The sequence below is a fragment of the Zunongwangia sp. SCSIO 43204 genome, from assembly GCF_019904275.1.
Classification (GTDB): Bacteria; Bacteroidota; Bacteroidia; order Flavobacteriales; family Flavobacteriaceae; genus Zunongwangia; species Zunongwangia mangrovi.
The window spans coordinates 320,104-336,613 of sequence record NZ_CP063204.1 but is presented as its reverse complement, the minus strand read 5'-3'; the positions used below and the strand labels follow the sequence as shown (position 1 = coordinate 336,613).

Genomic DNA, 16,510 nt, shown 5'->3' with positions numbered 1-16,510 from the left:
GAATTTAATGAGGTTCTCAAAAATCTTAGTTCTGCTTATGACGATAGCAGCTTCTGTTGCGACTTCCCAGGAAAAGAATATTACGCTCGAAGAAATATGGAGCGGAAAATTTAGTCAGCAACATTTACAATCCCTACAATCTCTTAAAAATGGTGTCGAATATGTGGTACTTAATCACGATCCAGACACGGGGAATTTTAGCATAGATGTGTACAGTTACAAAACCGGGGAGCAAACCCGCACGCTGGTAGATACGAAAGATCTTAAAGATCTGGATAAATTTCAAAGTTTCAGCTTAAGCGACGACGAATCTAAGATTTTACTAGCCACAGATCCGCAACCAATTTACCGTAGGTCTTCTAAGGCGATATTCTATATTTTCGACGTAAATTCTAAAAAACTTACAAAGCTTAGCGATAAGAAGGTACAGGAGCCAACGTTTTCTCCAGATAATTCGAAACTGGCTTATGTTTTTGAGAACAATATTTACATCTACAATGTTGCTGAAAAAACCGAGAAGCAGATTACTAAAGATGGTAAGATTAATAGTATCATTAACGGAATTACTGATTGGGTTTACGAAGAAGAGCTTGGTTTTGTAAGAGCATTCGAATGGAATGCTAAAGGCGATAAGATCGCTTTTTTAAGATTAGACGAAACTGAAGTGCCAGAGTTTTCTATGGATATTTTTGGTAGTGATCTTTATCCTAGCGAGCAGGTTTTTAAATATCCAAAAGCGGGTGAAGCAAATTCTAAGGTATCGCTGCATATGTACGATGTAAAAACTGGAGAAACTCAGGAAATCGATCTTGGTGATTATTCAGATTTTTATATTCCAAGAATAAAGTGGACCAATAACGATTATACCTTAAGTGCGCAGGTGCTAAACAGACATCAAGATCAATTAGATCTTATTTTCATTAATGCTGAAGATAATACTGCGGAAGTTATTCTTACCGAAAAGGACGAAGCTTACGTTGATGTGACAGATAATCTAACCTTTTTAGAAGATAATAGCTTTATCTGGACTAGTGAACGCGATGGTTTTAATCATATTTATTTATATGCTGAAGATGGAAAGCTAAAGCGACAAGTAACCACCGGAAATTGGGAAGTGACCAATTACTATGGTTACGACAAGAAAAGTGATCGCTTGTTTTATCAAAGCACCGAAAACGGCAGTGTAAACCGCGATGTTTATTCAATAAAAACCAACGGGAAAAGTAAAAAAAGACTCACCGAAAAAACTGGAACCAATAATGCCGATTTCAGTGCTGATTTTACGTATTTTATCAATGCTTTTACCAGTACTGAAACTCCTATGGAGTACACACTTCATTTCGCGAAAAATGGAAAATTGGTTCGTGAAATAAAAGATAATAGCGAGTTACTGGAAGTTGAAAAACCTTATAACTTCTCACCAAAAAAATTATCTACTCTTCAGGTGAATGGGAACGAATTAAATATGTGGACGATCATGCCTTCAGATTTTGATGAGTCTAAGAAGTATCCATTATTAATGTTCCAATATTCGGGGCCTGGCTCACAGTCGGTTTCTAATTCTTACTTCAATTCTAACGAATATTGGTATCAGTTGTTAGCCGATCAGGGATATATTATTGCATGTGTAGATGGTAGAGGAACTGGTTTTAAAGGTGCAGATTTCAAGAAAATAACTCAAAATGAGTTAGGGAAATACGAATTAGAAGATCAAATCGCTGCAGCCCAAAAACTAGGAAAGCTGGATTATATCGATGCTGATAGAATAGGGATTTGGGGATGGAGCTTTGGTGGTTTTATGGCGTCTAACGCAATTTTAAAAGGTGATGATACTTTTGCTATGGCAATTGCTGTAGCGCCGGTAACCAGCTGGAGGTTTTATGACACGATCTATACCGAGCGTTTTATGACCACACCGCAGGAAAATGCTTCTGGTTACGATGAGAATTCACCAATTAATCATGTAGATAAATTAAAAGGAGATTTTTTAATTGTACATGGTGGTGGCGATGATAACGTGCATCTTCAAAATACCATGCGAATGGTTGAAGCACTTATTCAGGCGAACAAGCAATTTGATTGGGCAATTTACCCTGATAAAAATCACGGTATTTATGGCGGAAATACCAGATTACATCTCTATACAAAAATGACAAACTTTATAAAAGAACATCTATAAAACTCAATCAACAAACTTAAAATTATGGCAAATACAGCACCTCCAGCTAATCAAAAAGAACTATTTGGGCATCCGGTAGGATTATACATTCTATTTTTTACTGAATTATGGGAGCGTTTTTCCTACTACGGAATGCGTGCACTTTTTGTGCTTTATCTAGTCGCTGAAACAAATTCTGATAATCCAGGTTTTGGATGGACTAACGCTGAAGCATTAAGTTTATACAGTTGGTATACCATGCTTGTTTATGTGGTTTCTATTCCCGGGGGATGGATTGCAGATAAGTTTTTAGGACAAAAGAAAACTGTATTGATCGGTGGTATTTTGCTTTGTATTGGTCATGGTATTCTAGCATTCGAATCTGAAACTTCTTTCTATATCGGTTGTTTGTTTATCATTCTTGGTGTTGGTGGATTAAAGCCAAACATCTCTTCGATGGTAGGTGGTTTGTATAAGCAGGGTGACGAGCGTAGGGATCTTGGATTCTATATTTTCTACATGGGGATTAATATTGGTGGATTTTTAGCGCCAATTGCCTGTGGATTTTTAGCTGAATATTACGGATGGCACTGGGGCTTTGGTCTTGCAGCTATAGGAATGTTATTAGGACAAATCGTTTACATGATGGGACAAAAACACCTTACGCATGTTGGAAATTTAATTTCCAGAAAGAACGAAGCAGATCGTGCAATTTTAGATAAGCCATTAACATCTATAGAAAAAGATAGAGTAAAAGTGCTATTACTTTCGTTCTTGTTAATTATCCTTTTCTGGGCGGCTTTCGAACAAGCGGGAGGACTAATGAACCTTTATGCAGCAGAGAAAGTAGATAGAACACTTTTAGGTTTCGAGATTCCGGCTTCAGTATTCCAATCGGTGAACTCATTCTTCATTATTACGCTGGCAACTTTGGTAGGTAGCTTCTGGTTTAAATGGAAACAAAAAGGAAAAGAATCTTCTTCGATCTTTAAAATGGCGATTGGGTTGATTATTATGGCCTTAGGATTTGGATTTATGAGTGCTGCTTCTGTACAGTATCAGGAAACCGGATCTTCAGGAATGTATTGGCTAATCGCAGCTTATTTATTCCATACCATTGGTGAACTTTGTGCTTCGCCAGTATCACTTTCATTCATTACCAAACTGGCACCGCTTAAATACGCTTCAGTAATTATGGGGATGTATTGGGCTGCAACCGGTCTAGGAAATAAAGTAGCAGGTCTTATCGGTCAGTTTGCTCAGGATCTTGGGGAGTTTGAAGTTTTTACAGGTATCGCGGTGATCTGGACGCTAATAGGGATTATAGTAATTATGTTACTTAAACCTCTTAAACGTCTTACTCACGGAGCTGAGGATGCTAAAATGGAAGAAGGAATTCCTATGGAAACCACAGTAGAATAAATTACACAAAATATATTATAAAAAACGTTCTGTAAAAGGAACGTTTTTTGTTATTGTAAAAGAAAATTTATAGAAGATGAAAAGATTGTTTTTTATAGCATTGGTTCTTATTGGTGTTGCAACGCAGGCGCAGGAGACCGTAAGCAAGATCAAATGGATGACGATGAATGAAGCTTTGGCAGCACAAAAAGAAGTGCCAAAGAATATTATTATGGATGCCTATACAGATTGGTGCGGGCCTTGTAAAATGTTAGATAAGAATACGTTTGGACATCCTAAAGTAGCCGAATTTATAAATGAGAACTATTACCCGGTAAAGTTTAATGCTGAAGGTGAAGAAGAGATCAATTATAAGAATGAGGTTTTTGTCAATCCACAATATAATCCAGATTTAAAAGGAAGAAGAAACAGTCCGCATGAATTTGCTCGTGCGCTACAAATTTCTGCTTATCCAAGTATTGTATTTTTTGATGAAAAAGGAGATTTGATAGCGCCATTAAAGGGATACAGGACTCCGGCGCAAATTGAAATTTTCCTCAAAATCTTCGCAAAAGACGAATATAAAAATTTAACTACAGAAAAAGCATGGAACGAATACAATGAAAACTTCGAACCTACGTTTACTAAGTAAGTGTTAGTTGTATCATAAACAATAGTTTGTGGTTAGTAGTTAAAAGCTCCCTTTTTACCTGTCTGGTAGAAAGGGACTTTTTTATTTAGGCAGGTTTGTTCCCAAAGTTCGATAAAGCTTGGGTAGTTGCTAGCATCAGCGATAATTAAGTCTGGCTTTAAAACTTCAATAACCCGGTTTAAATTCACTTTTGGAGAATTAGAAAGTATCAGAATATCTGGATTAAATTCAGGGAAATTAAAAAGCGCTGTGCTATCGATCACCATGATTCTTTTTTGCTTCAGCTCGTAAAAATTTTCGAGTTCCTTAAACTCAATATTCGATATTTTTTCAGCTATTTTAAAATCATCGATATAACCCCAGCTGCTATCTTTTTGGGCGTTTCCGTATAGATTTAAATGTTGGGCATTCTTTTCAGCAATGATACTGCTTCCAGATTTATTCAGAATAAATATTTCTTCGGAAGAATGCTGATATTGGTCAAAAAGCAGACTAATTTGAAACAAAATAATACTTACTAAAGTCAGTATAACCTGCTTTTTCTTTTTCTGCTGAAGTAAAAAGAAGCTGCTAATGATAATTCCGAATAAAAATAAGACTGAAAAATGGCTAAGATGAATCTTGTTAATAATAAAACGCTCATGGCTAGCCACCCAGGCGATAAAATGATTTAGGTTTTTAACCAAAACCGAATAAAAGTGTACTAGAACTTCAGGAAGAAGGTCGAAAATACCCAGAATAAGGATCAATATTCCTGAAATTAATAAAATCCCAAGTCCTGGTAGAATCACGATATTGGTGAGTAAAAATAATCCCGGAAATTGATGGAAATAAAATAGACTTAGTGGCAAAACGCCAATTTGAGCACAAATACTTACCGTTATAATTTGATAAAAAAATCGTACAATCTTATATTTTGGATGCCATAGTTTGCTGAATTTAGGCTGAAATAATGCAATGCTGAAAACGGCCGCAAAACTTAATTGAAATCCTACCTGAAACACATAAAACGGATTGATAAGTATGAGGACGAAAAACGCCGAAAATAGAGTGTTGAGAAGATTGACCTTCCGATTAATTTGAAGTCCAAAAGCTACAAAACTGAACATAAACGAGGCACGAACTACAGATGCCGATAAACCGGTAAGCAAAGCAAAACTCCAAATTCCGATTAGTGCTAGAATTAATTTTAAGATTTTTGATTGCTGAAGTGGTTTTAGGATAAAATTGAGAAAGAGCAAAACAATCCCAACGTGCAGTCCTGATACGGCCAAAATATGAATCGCCCCGGCAGCTGCATAATTTTGATATAATTCGTTAGAAATCGCTGTTCTCTCGCCTAAAATCAATGCCTGAATCACAGAAAGTTCATCTTTTTTGAATCCTGAATCTTGTAAAGTTTCAAGTAAGGAATAACGTAGCTTACTAAGAAAGGATGGTTCGGCTTTTTGATCGATTAAAAATCGATCTTCGGAAAGCTGGATTTGATGAAAAATCCCCTGAAATTTCATGTATTCCTGATAGTTGAATTGATGCGGATTTAGTGGAGGATTAATTTCGCTGATTTTTGCGGGAACGATGATTTCCTGCCCAACTTTCAAACGAGATGTTAGCGGTAAACCAATCAGAATTTTCCCAAAAACTGGTTGAGATTTTTTCGAATTTTGGCTTTGGATAACTTGTAAAGCTTCAGCAATAAAACGTTTCTGGAAGTTTGGTTTTAATTCTTCAGTTAATTTTAGTTTTAAAAGATCTTCTTCAGAATTAATGAATTTCGAAAAATAATACGACTTGTTTTCAGGGAATTTAAGTTGGTAAGAAATACTTCCGAAGAATAATAAAACCAGAAAACAGCAAATTCCAAAATAGGGTAATTGATAGAGTTGCGATTTGGCTTTGAAAAAGAAGAACAACAAGAATGCGATGCTAATTCCGGTGAAAATCAGCAGATATTCTGAAGAGGTTTCAAAAAAATGTGCGCTTAAGATTCCGCATAAAAATGCAATCGAAAACTTAAGAATTTTGATGTTAATGTATCCCATCTTTCGGATTATAAGAAAGTAGGGTCAGTTTAAAAGTAGTGAAAATCTGCTTTTTAGCAGGTGATTTTTAAAGTTTAAATCACGCGCCTCGCCATCACGAAGCTATTGTTCCAATAATTTTCTGAAAGTTTACTAATAACTACACCTCGTGAAGTAGTGGAGTGGATAAAAAGAATATCGCCTTGTGAAATATCGACGACCAGCCCCACATGATTAATTACTTTACGGTTTTTGTTGGTTTCAAAAAATAAAAGATCGCCCACCGTAACGTCTTTTAAGTAAAGGCGTTCGCCTTGCAAAGACATCGCTCTGGAAGTTCTGGGAAGTTGAATGTCATTTTCCTGAAATGAAACAAATAAAAGCCCAGAACAGTCCATGCCACGTTTTGTGGTGCCGCCATATTTGTATTTGGTACCTTCAAAACTTATCGCATAATTCACAATATCGTAAACACGATCGTCTTTTGGTTTTATTGTTTTGCTGTTGCGAGTAACTTCTGGATCGTAGTGCTTGGTTTTAGTGCGTTTGTTTTCGGTTTTTGTGGTGACTACCTTTGGCTTGGATGCTCCGCATGAGCTTAAAAATATAGCGATCAACACCATTAGGCTTATTCTAAGACCCTGCTTCATCTTCATGCTTCTTTCTATATTTTTCATTTTAATCCAGTCGATATTGTAAATTTAAAAGATCTTATTTTATCGAATTGTAGATAAGCGTGGCGGTTTCTAGACTGGCGCCAGTTCCACCAAGTTTTTGTTCTAGTTCGTAATAGTCTTTAAAAATGCGCTCTCTGTTCTCCTCTTGCAGGATCTTTTGTAATTCTGTTTTAAGCGATTCAGAATTGAATTCAGATTGAATCAATTCTTTCACCACTTCGCGATCCATAATTAAGTTTACCAGCGAGATATAGTCTAAATTAATAATTCTTTTTGCAATATGGTAAGAAATATAGCTGCCTTTATAGCAAACTAACTCTGGAACTTTAAAAAGTGCAGTCTCTAAAGTTGCAGTTCCTGAAGTAACCAATGCTGCATGAGCACAAGTTAAGATGTCGTAAGTTTTATTCATAACCAGGTTAATATTGGTCTTTTTTAAGTAAGGCTTATAAAACCCGGTTTCCTGGCTTGGAGCGCCGGCAATAACGAATTGATAATCTTTAAAATCCTGGGTGATACTAAGCATCACTTCCAGCATTTTAGAGATTTCCTGTTTTCGGCTTCCGGGAAGTAAAGCGATTATTGGACGATCATCGAGATTATTTTTTGCTTTAAATCTGGCTACATCGGTATTTTTTCTATTCGAAATCGCATCGATAAGAGGATGTCCAACAAAATTTACCGGATAATTATGTTTCTTTTCGTAAAAGTCTTTCTCGAATGGTAAGATCACATACATATGATCTATGTCCCGTTTTATGGCTTTAATACGGTTTTCTTTCCAAGCCCAGATCTGTGGCGAAATATAAAAATGAGTATCATATCCTTCTTCTTTTGCCCATTTAGCGATACGCAGGTTAAAGCCTGGGTAATCGATAAAGATCAAAGCATCTGGTAGGTACGCAGAAATATCTTTTTTACAGAAGGAAATATTGCCTAATATGGTTCGCAAATTCATAAAAACTTCAGCAAAACCCATAAAAGCAAGATCGCGATAATGTTTTACCAGAGTGCCGCCCTGTGCCTGCATAAGATCACCGCCCCAAAATCGAAATTCGGCATTTAGATCTACTTTTTTTAGAGACTTCATAAGATTAGAAGCATGTAGATCTCCCGAGGCTTCTCCTGCAATGATATAATATTTCAAGACGTATTTGTTTTTGCTGAATAATTAGAAATTCCGAATTTTTACAACTGCGATCGTGATAGCTACAACAAGACAGGCGAGTAAAATTCCGCGGGCATGATAGATCTGTTTCTTCCGCATAAAAACGAAAAAAGGTAAGAAATTAAGCACTGCACCAATAGCTACTAATTTTCCGAAGTAATCGTTAGTGATCGAATCTCTTAAGCTCGCTTCAAAACTATAATCAGAAAAAAAAGTAGTGAACAAAAAAACGCCGCCAATCGTTGTAGAAAGACCTATTAAAAAACCTATTACAATATTGCCTTTATTCATCCAGTTTCCAGTCGTTTAATTCTTTCATAAAATGATGGGCGGTTAAGTCGAACTGTACCGGCACTAGAGACACAAAACCATTTTCTAAAGCCCACTCATCTGTGTCCTGACCTTCGTCGTTATTTACAAATCTTCCGCTTAACCAATAGTAATCTCTACCTTGTGGATTGGTTCGTTTATCAAATTCTTCTTCCCAGTGTGCATTAGCCTGCCGACAAACTTTAATGCCTTTAATTTCTTCCGCAGGTAATTTTGGAAAGTTTACGTTTAAAACCACCCCTTTTGGGAGTCCGTTTTTAAGCACATTTTTAGTGATCGCTTTCACGTATTTTTTGCAGGGTTCAAAATCGGCATTTAACGAATAGTCTAAAAGCGAAAAACCAATAGCGGGAATTCCTTCTACACCAGCTTCTACAGCTGCACTCATGGTTCCCGAGTAAATTACGTTTATCGAAGAGTTAGAGCCGTGGTTAATTCCGCTTACGCAAAGATCGGGTTTGCGATGTAAAATCTCCTGTGTGGCGATCTTTACGCAATCTGCCGGGGTTCCAGAGCAACTGTACTCTTTATGATTATAATTTTCTTTTAAAGTAACCGAATCACAAAATAAAGTATCACTAATCGTGATGGCATGTCCCATTCCACTTTGAGGGCTATCTGGGGCCACTACAACTACATCTCCAATTTCTTTCATTACCTGTAATAAGGCTCTAATTCCCGGTGCGGTGATACCATCATCGTTGGTGACCAGAATAAGCGGTTTTTCTTTGCTCATAGCTTAAATTTTCTAGATGCTAAATTAGTAATTTCCTGCGGAAACCGTATTTTAGTAGTTTAACAAATTATTAGTCGCTGTTCCTATGAATGGCACAGTTTTTAATGTATTTTGTACAGAATTTAATGACGAAATCTATGCGATATATGAAAAGGAATTTAAAAATCCTGGTGTTGGCTGTTTTGATGGCAGCAACTTCATGCAGCTTCACCACAAAAAAGTTTGACGACCCTAACAAAGACAAGCTTTTAATCGATCTTATTACCTATGTTCTTAGTCAGGGACACTACGATGCAAAAGAAATAAATGATGATTTTTCTGTAAAAGTATACGATCATTACATCGAAAGTCTGGATCCTTCAAAACGTTTCTTTTATAAAAAAGATATCGAGGAGTTTGAAGAATACAAGATGTTAATTGATGACGAGATCAACAACAAAGAACTTAATTTCTTCGATCTAACTTATTCTAAATTAGAAAAACGTAACGAAGAAGCTAAGCAATTATATACTCAAATTCTGGCTGAACCTTTTGATTTTTCAAAAGAAGAAGATTTTCAAACAGATGGTGATGACTTAGAATATGTTACCTCTAAAGCCGAATTAAAAGAGCGTTGGAGAAAGCAGCTTAAGTTTTCTACTCTTATTAGTTTTTACGATTTAAAGCAGGACGAAAAAAATAAGAAAGAAAATGATTCAGATTACACCATGAAATCTGATGAGGAATTAGAGAAAAAAGCACGTGAAACTACACAAAATAGCTTAGATGAATATTTTGATCTAACCGATGATCTTGAAAGAAAGGATTACTTTTCTGTATTTATCAATTCTGTTGTAGAAGAATTTGATCCTCATACTTATTATTTCGCGCCTAGAGATAAAGATCGTTTCGATATCCAGATGTCTGGTAAGATCGAAGGGATTGGAGCAAGATTACAAAAGAAGAATGATGACATTACCATTATGGACGTTATCTCGGGAGGTCCAGCATGGAAGAGTGAAGAGTTAGACGCTGGTGATGTTATTTTAAAAGTGAAGCAGGAAGACGAAAATGAGCCTGTAAATATTTCTGGAATGCGTTTAGATGATGCTGTCGATCTAATTAAAGGGCCAAAAGGATCTAAAGTTACACTTACCGTTCGTAAGAAACTACTAGGAAATATAGAACAGATCACACTTACCAGAGATCTTGTAGAATTAGAAGAAACTTACGCAAAGACCGCGATGGTTGACAAAGATGGTAAACAATACGGAGTAATTAATTTGCCTAAGTTCTATTTTGATATGGAAGATTATGATAGCCGTAATGCAGCTTCAGATATGAGAAAAGATATCGTAGAGCTTAAAGAGCAGGGCATGGATGGTCTTGTTGTTGATCTTAGAAATAATGGCGGTGGTTCTTTAAAAACCGTAGTTGATATTGCTGGTTTGTTTATCGAAAAAGGACCTATCGTACAGGTGAAATCTAATGGCGAGCGCAAAGAAGTGCTTAATGATGAAGATTCTGAGATTGTTTGGGACGGGCCGCTTGTAATTTTAGTGAACGAGCTTTCGGCTTCTGCTTCAGAGATCTTGGCTGCAGCGATGCAGGATTATAAAAGAGCAGTGATTATTGGTAGTAAACAAACTTATGGTAAAGGAACAGTTCAAAATGTGATCGATCTTAATCGTTGGCTAAGAAATAACGATTATGGCGATATGGGAGCTTTAAAGATCACTACCCAGAAGTTTTATAGAGTAAACGGAGGTTCTACGCAGTTAGAAGGAGTAAAGAGTGATGTTGTAGTTCCAGATCGTTATAGCTATGTAGATATTGGAGAGAAAGATCAGGAAAACCCATTACCATGGGATAAGATCGATCCTGCAGATTACGATATTTGGGATGGATACCTTGGCTACGAAGAGGCCATAGAAAATAGTAAAAAGCGTATGGAGCAAAGTGAGCAAATTAAGCTTATCGAGCAAAACGCGAAATGGATAAAAGAGCAAAGTGAAGATGATTCTTATTCTTTAAATTTCGAGCAATATGCTGCAAATGCTGAAAAGAATTTGGAAGTAGCTAAGCAATACGATGCTCTAAAAGATTATAAAACAGATCTAACATTTTCTTCTCTTCCTTACGAAAAAGAATTGTTTAAAGCCGATTCTACCTTACAGGAAAAAAGAGAGAGATGGCATAAAGATCTAAGTCGTGATGTTTATGTTGAAGAAGCTATTAATGTACTTTCTGATATTAAAAGAAGTAACATGAAAAATAAGGTAGCAGATTCAGATAAATTTAAGGACTAACTGTTCTAAAACGAAATTGTATTTAAACGCCCGAAGTTTTTTAACTTTGGGCGTTTTTAATTTGTATTTATAATGAAACGAAAGATCGTTTATCCATTTTTGATTTTGCTTGTTGCAGCCGCTCTTTTGATAGCAGAGCGCTGTGCCATGTAAATTTTAATATTGCTGAACAAATGCTGAACCCTCGCCTTTTTCGGCATAAGCTTTTATGATCTTGTTTCTTTCACTAAGAAAGTCTTTAAGATATCTCTTCAGAAATAGGAAGTCGGCTAGTTTTCCTAAAAATCTTATTGGAGCTTCATAAACTAGAATATCTATAACCAGTGTTTTTTCTTTGGAAATTATCTTGAAGTGATGCTCGTGTCTAAAGAATTTAAATATTCCTTTTTGCATTTGATCAACAAATAAAAATGGAGGCTGAAATTCGATAATTTTAGATGTAAATTTCTGTCTTAACCCAAAATGTGTAGCCTGCCAGGTAACCTGTTCACCTAATTCAATTAGACCTTTAGTTTTGCCAGCAATTGCCTATTCCTTCGTTTTTTCCGTAGAAATAAGATGAAGATCTATACTTCTGGAAAGATCGAATACAAGCTGAATTTCAGCAGTGATTTCTGTAATGATTTCAATTTTCGGCATTAGAAGGAGAGTCGGTCAGAATCCAATCTTATAAATATAAATAACAAGATCGTAAATCCCCACAATCCTGATCCTCCATAGCTAAAAAATGGCAACGGAATCCCAACAGTAGGGAAGATGCCTATCACCATCCCGATATTCACCATAAAGTGTAGGAATATTATTCCAACGACACTATAACCATAGATTCGATTAAACTGTGATTTTTGGCGTTCTGCAAGAAATATAAGTCGGAGTAATAAACTCACAAATAAAAGCACTACGATGCCACTTCCAACAAAACCCCATTCTTCTCCAACGGTGCTAAAAATATAATCGGTATGTTGTTCTGGTACAAAGTGCCCTTTAGTTTGTGTACCCTCTGTCCATCCTTTACCTGTCCATCCACCACTACCAATAGCGATTTCACTTTGGTTGGTATTATACCCAATTCCGCGGCTATCTACTTCTTTCCCAAGTACGATATTAAAGCGGTCACGGTGGCGTTGCTCAAAAACATTATTAAAAATATAGTTTACCGAGAATGATAATCCAATACAAGCGGCTACAATAAATAGCAATAATGGAATGCCCGGTCGCTTTTTCTTTTTAAGTAAGAAACTTAATGCGGCAAGTATCACAACGGCTATTGTAACCCAAATGGGGCCAATTAACAAAGTTCCTACGAAAATAAGAACACCGGTAAGTGCGAGCACCAGGTACAAGGCTGAAATTCCTTCCCTGTATAGCGGGAAGAAGAATGCGGCATAAACCATTGCACTCCCAGGATCTGGTTGAGGAACAATAAGTAATGCCGGTAAGGCAATAATGATGAATGCTTTAAATTGATGCGAAAAAAGCTTAATATTGGTTTGTATATCGCTTGCATATTTGGCCAAGGCCAGTGCGGTGGCAATTTTGGCAAATTCTGAAGGTTGTAATCGAAAGGAGCCAATTGCGTACCATGAAGTAGCTCCAGAAATGGTTTTACCAAAAACAAAGAGTCCCGCAAGCAGGAGTAGGGCCGTGATATAGATAACGCTGGAAAATCGCTGATAAAACTTAACTTCTATCGCCAATATTATAACGATAAGAAAGATGCTTAGACCAATCCATAAAGCTTGTTTCCCGTAAACCTCGTTAAGGTCGAAATAGTTCCCGGCGGGACCTGAGCCAAGTGAGGCCGAATAGATATTAGCCCAACCAAAACATACCAGTAAAAAATAAATTAAAATCGTTAGCCAATCAAAGCCAGCCGTTTTTCTTGCCATCATTGATTAAGAAAGGTTCTCCGCTATAGGGTTTTTCATATTCATCTTCTAAACTATTCTTGGGATCCATTACGTAGTCTTCAAGATCCTGTCTGGTAATTTTACCTTTAATGTATTTTTCGATCATTAAACTGGCGATCTTTCCTCCATAACGACCTCCCCAGTATCCATTTTCAACAAAAACTGCAATGGCGATTTTTGGATCGTCAACAGGAGCGAAAGCTACAAAGATCGAATGATCTGTAAGCTGCATCCTCTTTCCGTTTACTCTAACAAAATTTTCTGCAGTTCCTGTTTTTCCCGCAATTTCAATTCCGTCGATCTGTAAAGACCTAGCCGTACCATTATTATAAACGTCGTGCATTCCCTGGATTACAGGTTCAAAATTTTCAGGATCTATAGTGGTTTGATGTTTTTTAGTAAACCTTTCATCTTTTATGGGTTTGCCATCAATTTTTTTGATCATGTGCGGCGTGTAATACCATCCTTTGTTAGCAATGGTTGCCGTCATATTAGCTAGCTGAATTGGTGTAAGCAAAACTTCACCCTGCCCAATCGCATTAGATAAGGTAGCCGTAGCGTACCATTTATAGGTTGGGTAATCGTAAATTTGATTATAATATTCTGAAGTTGGTATTTTACCTGGTCTTCCTGTACTTAGATCATTTCCTAAATAATCACCAAGACCAAAACTTCTCACGTGCTTATTCCAGGCGTCTATTCCTTCTTGCGGAGTAGGATATTTTTCGATGATCTTTCTATATACCTGCGCAAAATATGAATTACAGGATTGTGCAATTCCCTGGTTCATATTCACGGGGCTGGAATGCGCGTGACAACCCATTTTACGACCACGACCATAACTATAACCATGGTGGCAGGAGAAAGTATCATCTGTATCTACAACTCCTTCTTGCAGCGCGATTAATGCATTCATTGTTTTGAATGGAGACCCCGGTGGATATTGCGCTAAAATACTACGATCATAAAGCGGTCTTGCAGTAGAATCTAGCCACATTTTGCTGAAATTAGGAGATCTTTTTCTACCTACTAAATCGGCAGGATCGTAGGTTGGTGCGGTAATCATGGATAAAATTTCTCCTGAAGAAGGCTCTATCGCGATAATTCCCCCACGTTTATTGGTCATTAAATATTCTCCATAAGCTTGTAGATCTGAATCTACAGAAATGGTGATGTCTTTACCACGCTCTGGTAAAGTGTCATAAATTCCGTCTTTATAAGGGCCAATATCCCGATTCAGTTTATCTTTCTGAATGTACTTTACCCCTTTTACCCCGCGCAAGGTGTCTTCATAAACGCTTTCTACACCTTTTCTTCCAATTAGATCTCCACTGCTGTAATAAGGATTCTTTTTAATGGTAGCAGGAGCAACTTCAGCAATAAAACCTAAAACATTAGCGCTATGATCTACATGATAATCTCTTAAAGATCTCTTCTGAATATAAAAACCTTCATAATTACGCATTTTCTCCTGTAAGAACGCGTATTCGCTTTTGGTCAGCTGAGGTACGATTACTGAAGGCAAGAATGGAGAATAGATCTTTGCTTTATCTAATCTTCGCTCTAATTCTTTACGTTCTAAACTTACAATTGCGCAAAGTTCTGTAGTATCGAAAGGCTTAAGATTACGAGGGATTACCATCACATCGTAAGATGGTTGGTTAGAAACCATAAGTTCGCCATCACGATCGTAAATATATCCTCGTTGCGGGTAATCGTAAACCACTTTTACCGCATTATCATTAGATCGAACAGCAAAGCTGTCGTCTACTACCTGCAAATAGAAAAGCCTACCAAGAAATATAAATCCGGTAGTAAGAATTATAACATATAAAAGAATTCTTCTCATCGATATTTTTTGCTGAAAAGTGCGATACTAAGTAAAATTACAAGTACAGTAAATATACCTGAAAATAACGTCTTTTTAAGTATTAGTATTATATGACTAAAGCTAAACATTTCCAAAGAAAATAATACTAAATGATGTATAGCTACCATAAGCACCACATAACTTATCCTGGCTCCAAGCGGAGTGGCAGATAAGCGTAGTGTTTGATGATCATAACTTATACCAAAAGAGAAACGAAGTAAATTTGGTCGCACAAAAGCAGCCACTAGGCAGGCAGCAGCATGTATACCGCCGCTATCCTCAAAAATATCTACAGATAATCCCAGTAAAAAAGCCAGAAATAAAAATAGACTTTGATTGGTGTTAAAAGGATATAACAACAAAAATAAGATGTAGAGGAATGGATTTACATACCCCATAAAATTAATATTGTTAAGAACCAGAACCTGAATTAAAATTAGGCCTATAAAACGTAGAATATTAGAAATTAAGTTGCTATTCATTTTCCTCTCCTTCTTCTAAAGAAAGAATTTCTTCCTTGTTCTTATTCTCAATTACATAAACATAACCAATATTGGTCATATCATTGAATAGCTTTACGTTGATCGTAAAATAACTTTCGGTATTATCTAATTTGAAATCCTGGATAGTACCAATTAATAAGCCTTTTGGGAAAATTAAACTTTTCCCTCCGGTGATAATAGTATCGCCTTTTGCAACAGGAGCCTGTTTGGGAACATCGGTAAGTTGCATTAGGTTAGGGTTTTTACCATCCCAGATCAAACTACCAAAATGATTTGATTTTTTAAGCTGTGCATTAATTTTAGACTGCGAGTTTAAAATAGAAATTGCGCGAGAGTAATTGCTATTGGTTCTATCAATAATCCCAATTATACCTTTACTAGTTATCACCCCATTTTCTGCAGCTATACTATCGTTCTCGCCTTTATCCAAAGTGATATAGTTATCCCTTTTAGAGAAATTGTTATTGATCACATCTGCGCTTCTAAATATATAATCTGAAGCAAATGTGGTATCGGTATAATTCGGGATGGTGTCCTTTCCGCTTAATTGCCTTATAACGTTTCGAAGGTTTCTGTTCTCTTCTACCAAACGCTGATTGTATTCATCTAAATAAAAGTAATCCTGTACATTATTGTTCCAGGAATAAATACCGCCGGTTACCCAATTGGCAGAACTTATAAATTTACTTTTATGAAATGAATGGGTTTGTATCGTAAGAAAAATAGAAAACGCAAGCAATGCCAAGAACAAAATATTATTCTTGTTCCGAATCAGAAAATTGAATATCTGCTGCAT

The 16,510-nt window shown here is 36.4% G+C and carries 14 protein-coding genes; 4 read left to right on the top strand and 10 right to left on the bottom strand.

All coding sequences use genetic code 11. From position 1 onward, the window contains the following. Positions 1–7 precede the first annotated feature (7 nt). The 3 genes from INR75_RS01565 (at position 8) to INR75_RS01555 (ending at position 4,211) form a co-directional block, all read left to right on the top strand. Complete coding sequence (locus tag INR75_RS01565; protein ID WP_223090482.1) at positions 8–2,179, top strand: S9 family peptidase; 2,172 nt, start codon at positions 8–10, stop codon at positions 2,177–2,179. Positions 2,180–2,203: 24 nt separating this feature from the next. Then, complete coding sequence (locus tag INR75_RS01560; RefSeq protein WP_084842553.1) at positions 2,204–3,580, top strand: peptide MFS transporter; 1,377 nt, start codon at positions 2,204–2,206, stop codon at positions 3,578–3,580. A 76-nt stretch (positions 3,581–3,656) separates the two neighbouring features. Further along, positions 3,657–4,211, top strand: coding sequence for a thioredoxin fold domain-containing protein (locus INR75_RS01555; RefSeq protein WP_223090481.1), 555 nt, complete (start codon positions 3,657–3,659; stop codon positions 4,209–4,211). 32 nt (positions 4,212–4,243) lie between these two features. Here INR75_RS01555 and INR75_RS01550 read toward each other — a convergent pair whose 3' ends face one another. The 5 genes from INR75_RS01550 to surE all read right to left on the bottom strand — a co-directional run bounded on the left by INR75_RS01550 (position 4,244) and on the right by surE (position 9,143). Beyond that, a complete protein-coding gene (locus INR75_RS01550) occupies positions 4,244–6,253 on the bottom strand; it encodes a ComEC/Rec2 family competence protein (RefSeq protein WP_223090480.1) in 2,010 nt (669 codons plus the stop codon). Between the two features lie 74 nt (positions 6,254–6,327). After that, positions 6,328–6,888 carry a C40 family peptidase gene (locus INR75_RS01545; RefSeq protein WP_370629876.1) on the bottom strand — a complete coding sequence of 187 codons (561 nt, stop codon included), beginning with the start codon at positions 6,886–6,888 and terminating at the stop codon, positions 6,328–6,330. Positions 6,889–6,943: 55 nt separating this feature from the next. After that, on the bottom strand, positions 6,944–8,056 hold the full coding sequence (gene lpxB, locus INR75_RS01540) for a lipid-A-disaccharide synthase (protein WP_223090479.1): 1,113 nt from the start codon (positions 8,054–8,056) through the stop codon (positions 6,944–6,946). A 24-nt stretch (positions 8,057–8,080) separates the two neighbouring features. Further along, positions 8,081–8,368 (bottom strand): hypothetical protein, encoded by a 288-nt coding sequence (locus INR75_RS01535; RefSeq protein ID WP_092539394.1) that lies wholly within the window; start codon positions 8,366–8,368, stop codon positions 8,081–8,083. After that, positions 8,361–9,143: a 5'/3'-nucleotidase SurE gene (gene surE, locus INR75_RS01530; RefSeq protein ID WP_223090478.1), complete on the bottom strand. Its 783-nt coding sequence runs from the start codon at positions 9,141–9,143 to the stop codon at positions 8,361–8,363. Before surE ends, INR75_RS01535 begins: the two co-directional genes overlap by 8 nt. A 146-nt stretch (positions 9,144–9,289) precedes the next feature. Here surE and INR75_RS01525 point away from each other — a divergent pair, with 146 nt between their 5' ends. Further along, the gene (locus INR75_RS01525; RefSeq protein WP_223090477.1) at positions 9,290–11,431 is read left to right on the top strand and encodes a carboxy terminal-processing peptidase; all 2,142 of its coding nucleotides are present in this window, start codon (positions 9,290–9,292) and stop codon (positions 11,429–11,431) included. Between the two features lie 156 nt (positions 11,432–11,587). Here the strand turns inward: INR75_RS01525 and INR75_RS20570 are convergent, their stop codons facing one another. The 5 genes from INR75_RS20570 to mreC all read right to left on the bottom strand — a co-directional run bounded on the left by INR75_RS20570 (position 11,588) and on the right by mreC (position 16,510). After that, the gene (locus INR75_RS20570; RefSeq protein ID WP_370629875.1) at positions 11,588–11,824 is read right to left on the bottom strand and encodes a hypothetical protein; all 237 of its coding nucleotides are present in this window, start codon (positions 11,822–11,824) and stop codon (positions 11,588–11,590) included. A gap of 245 nt (positions 11,825–12,069) precedes the next feature. Continuing rightward, complete coding sequence (gene rodA, locus INR75_RS01515; protein ID WP_223091825.1) at positions 12,070–13,320, bottom strand: rod shape-determining protein RodA; 1,251 nt, start codon at positions 13,318–13,320, stop codon at positions 12,070–12,072. Then, positions 13,295–15,190 carry a penicillin-binding protein 2 gene (gene mrdA / locus INR75_RS01510; RefSeq protein WP_223090476.1) on the bottom strand — a complete coding sequence of 632 codons (1,896 nt, stop codon included), beginning with the start codon at positions 15,188–15,190 and terminating at the stop codon, positions 13,295–13,297. Before mrdA ends, rodA begins: the two co-directional genes overlap by 26 nt. Continuing rightward, positions 15,187–15,693, bottom strand: a complete 507-nt coding sequence (gene mreD, locus INR75_RS01505) for a rod shape-determining protein MreD (protein WP_223090475.1) — start codon at positions 15,691–15,693, stop codon at positions 15,187–15,189. Before mreD ends, mrdA begins: the two co-directional genes overlap by 4 nt. After that, entirely contained in the window at positions 15,686–16,510 is an 825-nt protein-coding gene (mreC, locus tag INR75_RS01500; RefSeq protein WP_223090474.1) for a rod shape-determining protein MreC, read from the bottom strand. The genes mreD and mreC overlap by 8 nt, the downstream gene beginning before the upstream one ends.